Genomic DNA, 11,443 nt, shown 5'->3' with positions numbered 1-11,443 from the left:
TCGACGCCGCCCGGTGTCACCGCCCGCGGACGAGGTTCCTCAGCCGCCCGATGTAGTCCTTGATGCGCCGCTCCGCCCCGTGGTCGGTGGGTTCGTAATACACAGCATCTTCGAGGCCGTCGGGCATGTACTGCTGCTTCACGACGCCCAAAGGATCATCATGCGGATAGACATAGCCCACCGCATTGCCCATGGCCTTCGCCCCTTCGTAGTGCCCGTCACGCAGGTGCGCCGGCACCGGCGGGGCGTGTCCCGCGCGCACGTCCGCCAAGGCCCGGTCGATCGACTGGATCACCGAGGGCGACTTCGGTGCCGTGGCCAAATGAATCGTCGCCTGCGCGAGCGCCAGCCTGCCTTCCGGCATGCCGATGAACTGCACTGCGTTCGCCGCCGCGTTGGCGGTCTGCAGCGCGGTCGGGTCCGCCATGCCGATATCTTCGGATGCGTGGATGACAAGGCGCCGGGCGATAAACCGTGGGTCCTCCCCCGCCTCGATCATCCGCGCGAGATAGTGCAGTGCGGCATCCACGTCGGAGCCGCGGATGGATTTGATGAACGCGCTGACGATGTCGTAGTGCTGGTCGCCGTCGCGGTCGTAGCGCACTACCGCACGGTTGACGTTTTCCTTGACAGTGTCGACGGTGATTGTCTCCCCCGGCTGCACCGCTTCGGCCGCGGCCTCCAAGTAGGTCAGCGCGCGGCGTGCATCGCCGCCGGCGAGGAGGACAAGTTGGTCCCGTGCGGCGTCGTCAAGCTTGAATGCGCCGTTGAATCCGCGCTCGTCCGCCATCGCCCGGTCGAGCACCCTGCCCAAGTCCTCCGCATCGAGGGACTCCAGCTTCAGCAGCAGCGAGCGCGACAAAAGCGGCGCAACCACGCTGAAGCTCGGGTTTTCCGTGGTCGCCGCGACAAGCAGCACGGTGCGGTTTTCCACGGCGGCGAGCAGCGCATCCTGCTGCGTCTTGGAAAAACGGTGCACCTCGTCGATGAACAGCACCGTCTTCTCCCCGCGGATCAGGTCTCGCCGTGCTTCGTCGATGACGGCACGGACTTCCTTTACCCCGGAGGACAGCGCCGAAAGCGCGACAAAATTCTGCCCCATCGCAGACGCGATCAGCGATGCGATGGTGGTTTTGCCGGTCCCCGGCGGGCCGTAGAGGATAACCGAGGCGGCGCCGGAGCCGTCGATAAGTCTGCGAAGTGGCTTGCCCTCGCTGAGCAGGTGCCGCTGGCCCGCGATCTCGTCGAGGGTCCGCGGCCGCATGCGCGCGGCCAACGGCGCGGACGCCCCAGCCTCAAAAAAGGCGGTGCCGCGGTTGCCGGAATCGCCGCGGCTGTTGTTGCCGCCTGCGGCAGCGAATAGTCCCTCTTGTTCCACGCGCACCTCTCTTAGCGCAAGCGCTCAGCCAGCGTTTGCGCGAACTCGCTTATCGTGCGGTACGCGGGGTCCTTGCCGGTGCCCGCGAACGCGGCGAGGGACTCGAACGTCTCGCGCAAGTCCCGGCGCACCAGCGCCTCATCGGCGGTAAACGGCCCCTGCGAGTGCGGCCGCAGCACATCTCCGGCGTAGTCCGCAGAGTGTTCTTCGGTTTCGGCGCTCGCTTCCAACGGACCCAGGTCGGACACGTCAAGGCCAGCGGCCTCGAAGTCCTCCTTGAGCTTGGCGTCGTGTTCCACCAACTCGGCTGGGCTCACCGGATCCAGCATGGCCACGCTACTCATCGCCCAGCCGATGAGCCCCGCAGTAATCCGCGCCTGCAACGTATCCGGGTGCTCCACGCTCGGCCAGATGCCGCGCACCTCGCTCACCCACGCGTCGATGAACGCCTCGGTGGCGGCGGCGTTGAACGGCTGCGCCGCAAGAAACACCGGGAAGCGGGCAACCACAAACGCCACATCGAACGTGACGTCCCTGTAACCCGCCCACTCGTAGTCCAGGAAATGGAACGAGTTGCCGGTTTGGATGATGTTGTCCGGCGTCAAGTCGAACGGGGTGAACGCACGCATCCCGCCGCGCAGTAGCCGGGTACGCACGTTCGTGGCGGCGAAGCGGACCTCGCCAGGAATGTCGATTCCAGCCCGCTCCAGGAACTCCACGCCGATACGGATGCGGTGCGACAGCAGGCGGTCACGCAAAAGCTGCAGGTTCGCCGAGTTCTTCCGCGAACGCGTCATGCGCTGAAACAGCACGTTGAACGCGTCTTCATCGTCCGCGGTACCGGCGTGCATTTTGCCCAGCGCGCGGCCAAGGCGGCGCAGGAGATCCACGTGGGTTTCCGGGTCCGCGTCCTGCAGCAGGTCCGCGAGCGTGCGGCCGTCACCCAGATCCGAAATGATCAGGATGCGCTGCGCGGTGTCGTAGCCCAGCAGCACCGGGCCCGGGCGCACTTCCTCGCTTAACGACGTGGCGAACTGGTACGCCACCGTCTCGCGCAGAAACGCCGCATCCGCCAGCTCGTCGCCGGTAGCCGGCGAGTGCTTCACCACCACCGAGCGGTGCTGGAAAAACGGGTTGTTCACAACACGTGCCCGGAACACGTCCGCAAGCCCTGAGCCGTCGAGCCTTTCGACGTCGACAAGCTGCTGCTCGCCGCCGTAGCGCTTGGTCAGTATGTCGGCGGCTGCGCGGATGATCTCCTGCGTATCGCCCATCGCTGGCCTACTTTTCGTCGCCGGCCCCGGCCTCGCCGCCCTGTGCTTCGGCGTCCTTCTTCGGCTTGAAGTCCACGCCGGTCTCCTTGCGCTGCTCCGCCGGGATCGGCGCCGGAGCATCCGTCAGCGGATCGACGCCGCCGCCCGACTTCGGGAAGGCGATGACGTCGCGGATGGACTCGAAGCCGCCGAGTAGGGACACGATGCGGTCCCAGCCGAAGGCGATGCCGCCGTGCGGCGGGGCGCCGTACTGGAACGCGTCCAGCAGGAAGCCGAACTTCTCGTCCGCTTCCTCGTCGGTGATGCCCATGACCTCGAACACGCGCTTCTGCACGTCGTGCTCGTGGATACGGATGGAGCCGCCACCGATCTCGTTGCCGTTGCACACAATGTCGTAGGCGTACGCGAGAGCCTCGCCCGGGTTCTCCTCGAAGTTGTCCAGGTACTCCGGCTTCGGGGAGGTGAAAGCGTGGTGGACGGCGGTCCATTTGGAGTGGCCGAGAGCGACATCGCCGGAGGCCGTCGCATCCGCGGCCGGCTCGAACAGCGGCGCGTCGACGACCCAGGTGAACGCCCAGTCGCCGTCCTTGATCAGGTCCAGCTTGCGGGCAATCTCGCCGCGGGCTGCACCCAGCAGCGCGCGGGACGCCTTCGTCTCACCTGCCGCGAAGAAGATGCAGTCGCCCGGTTTTGCGCCCACGTGCGCGGCAATGCCGGCCTTCTCCTCTTCGGTGATGTTCTTGGCCACCGGGCCGGTCAGCTCGCCGTCCTCCTGTACGAGGATGTACGCAAGGCCCTTCGCGCCGCGCTGCTTCGCCCACTCCTGCCACGCGTCGAGCTGGCGACGCGGCTGGGAAGCGCCGCCGTCCATGACCACAGCGCCGACGTACTCGGCCTTGAACACGCGGAAGGTGGTGTCCTTGAAAAACTCGGTGCACTCCACCAGCGGGATGTCGAAGCGCAGGTCCGGCTTGTCGGAGCCGTACTTCTCCATCGCTTCCTTGTAGGTCATGCGCGGGATCGGCGTCTGGATGTCGTAGCCGATCAGCTTCCACAGCTCGACCAAGATCTCCTCGGCGAGCGAGATGATGTCGTCCTGGTCCACGAAGCTGGCCTCAACGTCCAGCTGGGTGAACTCCGGCTGGCGGTCCGCACGGAAATCCTCGTCGCGGTAGCAGCGCGCCAGCTGGTAGTAGCGCTCCATGCCCGCCACCATGAGCAGCTGCTTGAACAGCTGCGGCGACTGCGGCAGGGCGTACCAGGAGCCCGGCTTCAAGCGAGCCGGCACCAGGAAGTCGCGTGCGCCCTCCGGGGTGGAACGGGTCAGCGTCGGCGTTTCAATCTCAGTGAAGTCGTGGCTGTCCAGCACTCGGCGGGCAGCCTGGTTCGCCTTCGCGCGAAGACGAATCGCCTTCGCCTGGCGCTCACGGCGCAGATCCAAGTAGCGGTAGCGCAGACGGGCTTCCTCGCCGACCTCGCTGGAGGAAGCGTCCTCGATCTGGAACGGCAGGGCCGCGGCCTTGTTGAGCACCTTCAAGTCGGTGACGTTGACCTCAATCTCGCCGGAAGCCAAGCTCGGGTTAGCGGAACCTTCCGGGCGCGGCTCGACGGTGCCGGTGACCTGGATGACGTACTCGCTGCGCAGGTCGTGCGCAGCCTCTGCGACCTCGGACTCGCGGAAGACCACCTGGGCCAAGCCAGAGCGATCGCGCAGGTCGATAAAGATCACGCCGCCATGGTCGCGACGACGGGCCACCCAGCCGGTGAGCGTGACAGTTTGGCCGTCCAGTTCTTTATTCAGGTTCCCCGCAAGGTGAGTGCGCAGCAAGGTATCCACGTCCTTCCACGTGATGGCAAATCTAACCTGTAAAAGTTTACCCGCCGTTCCGTCGCAGTGCGCCCGGCCCCTCTCGCTGATGGGGCGACACAGGCGCCAACCGACCCAGATCCCACACGTGCCCTAGTTATTTGGCACAATTCTGACCATGACTTTCAGAGGCGATTACGCACAGGGCCAAGGCGGCAACGTCAATACCAGCTCCGGCGGCGGCCGCGGAGGCGGCGGCTTAGGCAACGGCGCGATGATGTTGCTGCCGCTCCTGCTGCGCGGAGGCGGCGGCGGTACCATCATTTTGGTCCTGCTGGCGCTGCTGTACTTCAGCGGCGCGTTTGACGGCATCCTCGGCGGAGGAGGCGGCTCCCAGTCGCAGTCCCAGGGCGAATACTCCCTGGAGCACTGCCAGGAAGCAGGTTCCTCCAACGAGTACGACGACTGCCGGGCAGCCGCAACGATGGGGTCACTGAACACCATCTGGGCAGATATTTTGCCGGCGCAGTCCGACACCCAGTTCACCAAACCGGAAATGACCATCTTCAAGGGCAGCGTGAACTCTGGTTGCGGTTACGCCAGCTCGGACACCGGCCCGTTCTACTGCCCGCAAGACAAAACCGCCTATCTGGACGTGAGCTTCTTCGACCAGCTGTCGCAGCTCGGCGGCTCTAACGGGCCGCTGGCGCAGGAGTACGCCACCGCGCACGAGTACGGCCACCACATCCAGAACCTTGAGGGCACCCTTGGTTTGAGTGACTACAAGAATCCGGGCCAGGATTCCGCCGCGGTGGCAATCGAGCTGCAGGCCGACTGCTACGCGGGCCTGTGGGCGCACCACGCCTCCAAGGGCGACAACGCCGCTCTGGAGCCGATCACCGACGAGCAGCTGCAGCAGGCTCTGCAATCCGCGCAGTCCATCGGCGACGACAACATTCAGAAGCGCTCCGGCGGCGAGGTCGATCCGGACGCGTGGACCCACGGCTCCTCCGAGCAGCGCATGCAGGCGTTCAAGTCCGGCTACGAATCCGGCCAGATGTCGTCCTGCGACACGCTCAACCGCGGCGTGTACAAGAGCTAAACCGCCTCTGTTCCGCACCGCTTTCGAAACGGCACGGCGCTACAGTGGCCGGCATGAGCAATGCTGAGCCCAACCGCGCCGTGCCGTTTCTTGCTGCGTTCAACACCATTGAGAAGTTCTTGCGCAGTGAACTCGATGCCAAACGGTCCGATTCGTTTTCCTGGATGACCAGGCTGGCGGCGAAGAAGGGAGTCATCACGCTCGAGCAGTCTGAGACGCTGCAGGAGTTCGCGGATCTGCGCAACGCGATCAGCCACGGCGAGTACGACAACCTGCGCCCGATCGCCGAGCCGCTGCCGGAAACTGTCGCTGAGATCGAGCGGATCCGGGATTCCCTGCTCGCCCCGACGCTGGCCTTAGACGTCATTGAGCACCAGCAGGTGGTCACCTTCTCCCCCGACACCGACATCCACGAGCCGTTGGACATCATCGCCTCGCAAGGCCTCGCCCAGTTCCCGGTCTACGACGGTGGCGAGTGCGTCGGTTTGCTCACCACCAACGCGATTGCGCGGTGGCTGGCGGCGGAGCTGCGTGACGACGACACGATTGCGGCAGGCACCGTGGCCGAGGTGCTCGACCACAGCGGCAAATTGGACCAGCCGATTTTTCTGCCGCGCACCGTCACCGCCGCAGCCGCGGTCGAGGCGCTGAGCACACCGCTTGCCTCCGGCGCGGTCCCCCGCCTCGCCATCATCACAGAGCACGGAAAGCCCACTCAGAAGCCGCTGTCGGTGCTGGGCGCGACCGATATTCCGGCCCTCGCCCAGGAAGCGTAAAGCACCGCTTTTCCTGTGGCGCCGCGCACCTTTTTCGTGCTGTAGTATCCCCGGCATGTCTGCAAACTTTGTGAGCGTTGTCGACCTGTTCAGTATTGGTATCGGCCCCTCGTCGTCCCACACTGTGGGCCCGATGCGCGCGGCCCAAGCATTCATTGACAAACTCGACACCTACCCAGCCAAGGTGCTTGTTGAATTGCGCGGCTCCCTGGCAGCCACCGGCGTCGGCCACGGCACCGACCGCGCTGCCCTCTTGGGCCTAGTCGGCTACACCCCCACCACCACGTCTGCCGATATTGCGCCGAAGCCGGGTGAGCCGATTCCCTCCACCGGCACCGTTTCCGGGCCCATCGGCACCGTTGAATACGAGCTCAGGTTTGACCCTGCTCCTGTCGCCGCACATCCGAACTGCCTCATTTTCGACGCGTGGGATGCAGACGGCAACGTGCTCGCAGAGCGCGAGGACTACTACTCCGTCGGCGGCGGGTTTATTCAGGACCGCTGGGAGATGGAGGCGCACCGCGACGAATCCGGCGTCGCGGCAGCGCGCGACATCCCGTCTGTGCCTTACCCCTTCGACACCGCGGCCGAACTCATGCAGCGTTGCGACGAGACCGGCCTGACCATCGCGGAGATCATGCGCGCCAACGAGGAGTCCATCCACGGCAGCGAGAAGCTCGACACTCACCTGGACGCGGTGTGGAACGTGATGCAGGAATGCGTCGCACATGGCTTGAAGACGGATGGCACGCTGCCCGGCGGGTTGAACGTCAAGCGGCGCGCGAACCGCCTCCACCGCCTGCTCACCGCCGAATACGAAGCTTCCACTGCGCGCGGGCTGGACGCAATGGAGTGGGTCAACCTCTACGCGTTGGCTGTCAACGAGGAAAACGCCGCGCACGGCCAGGTTGTCACCGCGCCAACGAACGGCGCGGCCGGCATCATCCCCGCGGTGATGCACTACTGCCGCGACTTCACCGACGATTTCACCGTCGAGCGCGCCCGCGAATTTTTGCTCACTGCCGGCGCGGTCGGCTCGATCATCAAGACCAACGCGTCGATTTCCGGCGCTGAGGTCGGTTGCCAGGGCGAGGTCGGCTCCGCGTCTTCAATGGCTGCCGCAGGCATGTGCGCCGCCCTCGGAGGCACGCCTGCCCAGGTGGAAAACGCCGCCGAGATTGCCCTCGAGCACAACCTGGGCCTGACCTGCGACCCCGTCGGCGGCCTCGTGCAGGTGCCCTGCATCGAGCGCAACGCCATCGGCGGCGTGAAGGCCATCAACGCGGCGCGCCTGGCCAAGCTGGGCGACGGCACCAACATCGTCACCCTCGACGACGTGGTGGAGACCATGGCCGCCACCGGCCGCGACATGATGACGCAGTACAAGGAGACGTCCATGGGCGGCCTGGCGGTGCAGCTGGGCCTGCCGGTGAACATCACCGAGTGCTAGAAGCTAGGCTCCCGTGACCGCCTGAGTCACCGCCTGAACAGAGAGCTCCACGGACTCCTGCGAGTGTTCCGCGAGGTTCTTCACCGCCACCTCGCCGGCTTCCAGCTCGCGCTCGCCGAGCACGAGCGCGTACCTCGCACCGGCGCGGTCGGCGCCTTTCATCGAGCCCTTGAGCCCGCGCTGCCCGTAGGACATGTCGGCGGACACGCCGGCGGCGCGGAGCTCGTCGATAAGTTTGCTCATCTTCACGCGAGCCTCGTCGCCGATCGCGATGCCGAAGACGTCCACGCGGTGGGCCGCCTCGTCCAACTCCACGCCTTCTGCCTCAAGCGCGAGCACGGCGCGGTCCACGCCGAGGCCGTAGCCGATGCCCGACAGGTCCGGGCCGCCGATCTGGGCCATAAGACCGTCGTAGCGGCCGCCGCCGCCGATGCCGGACTGCGCGCCCAGGCCATCGTGGACGAACTCGAAGGTGGTCTTGGTGTAGTAGTCCAGGCCGCGCACCATGCGTGGATTGATCACGTACGGCACGCCGAAGCTGTCCAGCGCCGCGGTGACGGCCTCGAAGTGGGCGCGACAGTCGTCGCAGAGGTGATCCAGCATCAGCGGCGCATCCGCGGTCATCTCCCGGACCTCTGCGCGCTTATCGTCCAGCACGCGCAGCGGGTTGAGCTCTGCGCGTTTGCGGGTCTCCTCATCCAACGGCAGGTCGAAGAGGAACTCCTGCAGCTTCTCCCGGTACTCCGGGCGGCAGTTCCTGTCGCCGAGGCTGGTCAGCTCCAGACGGAACCCGCTTAAGCCGATGGCGCGGTAGCTGCGGTCCGCCAGCGCGATGACCTCAGCGTCCAGCAACGGATCGTCCATGCCGATGGCCTCAACGCCCACCTGCTGCAGCTGGCGGTACCGGCCGGCCTGGGGGCGCTCGTAACGGAAGAACGGGCCGTAGTAGTTCAGCTTCACCGGCAGGTAGCCGCGGTCCATGTTGTGCTCGATGAAGGAGCGCATCACGCCTGCGGTGCCCTCCGGGCGCAGCGTGACGGAACGGCCGCCGCGGTCCTCGAAGGTGTACATCTCCTTGCTCACCACGTCCGTGGACTCGCCCACACCGCGGGCAAACAGCGTCGTGTCCTCGAACACCGGCAACTCAATGTGCTGGTAGCCGGCGATGCGCGCCTGGCGGGCGAACTCGTCGCGCACATGGATAAACGCCGCCGATTGCGGCGGCACGTAGTCCGGCACGCCTTTCGGGGCGGAAAGCTTCTGAAACTGGTCGTTCTTGTTCTCGCTCACACCGCGCAAGTCTAGTGCAGGCAACCTCGCCCGGGACGAGTGCCCGATTAGCGGTCGGCGTTGGCCTGGCGCAGGTACGGGTTGGTTGCGCGCTCCTGTGCAACGGTCGTGGCGGGACCGTGGCCGGGCAGCACCTGCAGCTCGTCGTCCAAGTCCCACACCGGCCCGCGGAGGCTCTCCTGCATCTGCGCCGGGTCCGAGTCCGGCAGGTCCGTGCGGCCAATCGATCCGCGGAACAGCACGTCGCCGGAAAAAACCACCTCGTCCGCAACCAGCATCACGCAGCCCGGCGAGTGCCCCGGTGCGTGCACGATCCGCAGGTCCACTCCTGCCACGGTCAGCGTCTGCCCGTCCTCAAGTGGCGTCGGATTGTCGATTGGGGGCATGGCGGAGGCGTCGTAAAGCTGGCGCGCCTGCTCGCTCACCCCCTCGCCGCGCAGCAGCATGAACGCGTCCGCTGGGTGGACAAACGTCTCCACCCCGAACGCGGCGGCGTCGCGGATGTGGTCGATGTGGCCGTGCGTGAGCACCACCGCCTCCACGGTCAGCCCCTGCTCCTGCGCCATCTGGCTCACCGCTTCATGAGCGCCCAACCCCGGATCGATCACAAACGCGCGATCCCCGTTGGCAACGACATAGCAGTTGGTTTGAAACGGTCCTGCTGCGAAACCGGCGATTCTCATGCTGGCCACTATAACGGTGCTGATAGGCTTTCTAGCCGTTCAAGGGCGGATGCTTATCGACGTCTACTCCGCCCATCCCGACAAATTGGCGAGGTGTAAACCCCAGTGGCATCGAACGAAAAGCGCGGCAAGGAAGCCCTGTCCCACCTGAAGAGCGAGCTGGATTCGCGCGACCGCAAGGAGAAGTCCCGCCCGTGGTCGGTGGCGGCGATCTCCGCGGCCGTCATCGCGCTGATCGGCGGCGGCATCTACTTCGCGGCCAACAACGACAGCGGCGAGGACCTCGCCACCTCCGAATCCACCGCCGCGTCCGAGGCCACCACCGAGGAGCAGGAGCCGTTCGACTCGTCGAAGTTCGAGCCGATCGCCACCAAGCGCGAGCAGGCGCTGCCGGCGACGGTGAACTGCACCTACAACGAGGCCCAGGAGCAAGGCGGCGACGGCGTTGGCACCCCGAAGACCGACGGCGTGTCCACCGAGGGCACCGTCACCGTCGAGCTGGACACCAACCAGGGCCCCATCGGCATGGAGCTGGACCGTGCGGCCTCCCCGTGCACCGTCAACGCCATCGAATACCTCGCTGAGGAGGGCTTCTACAACGACACCGTCTGCCACCGCCTGACCACCGGCGACGGCCTGAAGGTCCTGCAGTGCGGCGACCGCGCCGGCACCGGCGCCGGCGGCCCGGGCTTCCAGTTCGCCAACGAGCTGCCCACCGACCAGGCGCTCGAGGGCATCGACCTGTCTGAGGCGGGCATCCCAGAAGGCGCGTCCGAGGAAGAGATGATGCAGGCCAAGACGATGATGCTGCAGCAGAACAGCCAGCCGCAGCGTTACGACCGCGGCACCATCGCTATGGCGAACGCCGGCGTGGACACCAACGGCTCCCAGTTCTTCCTCAACTACGGCGACTCCGTGCTGCCGCCGCTGTACACCTACTTCGGCCACATCGACGACGAAGGCCTTTCCACCTTGGACAAGATTGCCGAGGCCGGCGTCGAGGGCGGCGAACAGGGCGGCGCCCCGGCAGACGAGGTCCGTATCAAGAAGGCGACCGTGAAGTAGCGCAGTAACACAGTGGCCCGCTCGAGCGTCATAGCTCTGGGAATCGCCTCAGAGCTTACTGTCCTAGGTAGCGCTCTACCAGCGCACCCGATAGCATTCCGAGAAGCACACACATTTTTACGAGTGAGGAAAATTCGATGAAGCTTCGCACCAGCCTTGCAGCGGCAGCAACCGCCACCGCGGTCATGGTTTCTGGCGCCGCAGTCGCCGACGCAGCTCCGACGGTCAACGACACCGCAGAGAGCAAGTCCAAGGACTCCGGCGGCAAGGACTCCGACAAGAGGACCATCAAGGACAGCCTGTCCTCCTCGAGTGAAGAGGGCTCCTCTATCGAGGACATGAGCCCGGAGGAGCTGAAGAGCTGGATCGCCGTGGTCACCGCGATCATCGGCATGCTCACCCAGGTGCTGTCCATCGCGTCTAAGTTCGCGCGTTAGAGCCACCGCGTTCTCGCACGGGGCACACTCGCGCCGCTGCGCAAAACACAACCGGCTACCTACTACCGGCTACCAGCGAAAATTTCCGTTGGTAACCGGCTCTAGGTAGCCGGTTCTTTTCGTTCCAGCCCCACGACCGCGCCAACGGCGACGCCGCCGCTCCCCCTCGCGGGAAACGGCG

At 65.7% G+C, this 11,443-nt stretch carries 10 protein-coding genes; 5 read left to right on the top strand and 5 right to left on the bottom strand.

Features of this window, described 5'->3' with window-relative positions:
• Nucleotides 1–16 precede the first annotated feature (16 nt).
• The 3 genes from MHY23_RS03195 to aspS are packed head-to-tail and all read right to left on the bottom strand — an operon-like array spanning nt 17 to nt 4,480.
• The gene (locus tag MHY23_RS03195) at nt 17–1,378 is read right to left on the bottom strand and encodes a replication-associated recombination protein A (RefSeq protein WP_239306403.1); all 1,362 of its coding nucleotides are present in this window, start codon (nt 1,376–1,378) and stop codon (nt 17–19) included.
• Nucleotides 1,379–1,389: 11 nt separating this feature from the next.
• Complete coding sequence (locus MHY23_RS03190; RefSeq protein WP_239306402.1) at nt 1,390–2,652, bottom strand: phosphotransferase; 1,263 nt, start codon at nt 2,650–2,652, stop codon at nt 1,390–1,392.
• Between the two features lie 7 nt (nt 2,653–2,659).
• Nucleotides 2,660–4,480, bottom strand: coding sequence for an aspartate--tRNA ligase (gene aspS, locus MHY23_RS03185; RefSeq protein WP_239306401.1), 1,821 nt, complete (start codon nt 4,478–4,480; stop codon nt 2,660–2,662).
• Nucleotides 4,481–4,637: 157 nt separating this feature from the next.
• Here aspS and MHY23_RS03180 point away from each other — a divergent pair, with 157 nt between their 5' ends.
• From MHY23_RS03180 to MHY23_RS03170, 3 genes are read left to right on the top strand one after another with little or no spacing between them, the layout of a single operon-like run.
• A complete protein-coding gene (locus tag MHY23_RS03180) occupies nt 4,638–5,561 on the top strand; it encodes a neutral zinc metallopeptidase (protein WP_239306400.1) in 924 nt (307 codons plus the stop codon).
• 53 nt (nt 5,562–5,614) lie between these two features.
• On the top strand, nt 5,615–6,337 hold the full coding sequence (locus MHY23_RS03175) for a CBS domain-containing protein (RefSeq protein ID WP_239306399.1): 723 nt from the start codon (nt 5,615–5,617) through the stop codon (nt 6,335–6,337).
• Nucleotides 6,338–6,392: 55 nt separating this feature from the next.
• Nucleotides 6,393–7,787: an L-serine ammonia-lyase gene (locus MHY23_RS03170; protein ID WP_239306398.1), complete on the top strand. Its 1,395-nt coding sequence runs from the start codon at nt 6,393–6,395 to the stop codon at nt 7,785–7,787.
• A gap of 3 nt (nt 7,788–7,790) precedes the next feature.
• On the opposite strand, the gene hisS is transcribed toward MHY23_RS03170, so the two are convergent.
• A complete protein-coding gene (gene hisS, locus MHY23_RS03165) occupies nt 7,791–9,077 on the bottom strand; it encodes a histidine--tRNA ligase (protein WP_239306397.1) in 1,287 nt (428 codons plus the stop codon).
• 47 nt (nt 9,078–9,124) lie between these two features.
• The gene (locus tag MHY23_RS03160; protein WP_239306396.1) at nt 9,125–9,760 is read right to left on the bottom strand and encodes an MBL fold metallo-hydrolase; all 636 of its coding nucleotides are present in this window, start codon (nt 9,758–9,760) and stop codon (nt 9,125–9,127) included.
• 105 nt (nt 9,761–9,865) lie between these two features.
• Between MHY23_RS03160 and MHY23_RS03155 the strand changes: the two genes are divergently transcribed.
• Together MHY23_RS03155 and MHY23_RS03150 are read left to right on the top strand one after the other, a co-directional pair.
• Complete coding sequence (locus MHY23_RS03155) at nt 9,866–10,825, top strand: peptidylprolyl isomerase (protein WP_239306395.1); 960 nt, start codon at nt 9,866–9,868, stop codon at nt 10,823–10,825.
• Between the two features lie 137 nt (nt 10,826–10,962).
• Entirely contained in the window at nt 10,963–11,262 is a 300-nt protein-coding gene (locus tag MHY23_RS03150) for a hypothetical protein (protein ID WP_070843972.1), read from the top strand.
• Nucleotides 11,263–11,443: the final 181 nt, after the last annotated feature.

This window comes from Corynebacterium sp. ACRQP, from assembly GCF_022345915.1.
GTDB classification, from domain to species: domain Bacteria; phylum Actinomycetota; class Actinomycetes; order Mycobacteriales; family Mycobacteriaceae; genus Corynebacterium; species Corynebacterium lehmanniae.
The sequence above is the reverse complement of the archived record's forward strand: the minus strand, read 5'-3'. Positions and strand labels throughout refer to the sequence as shown.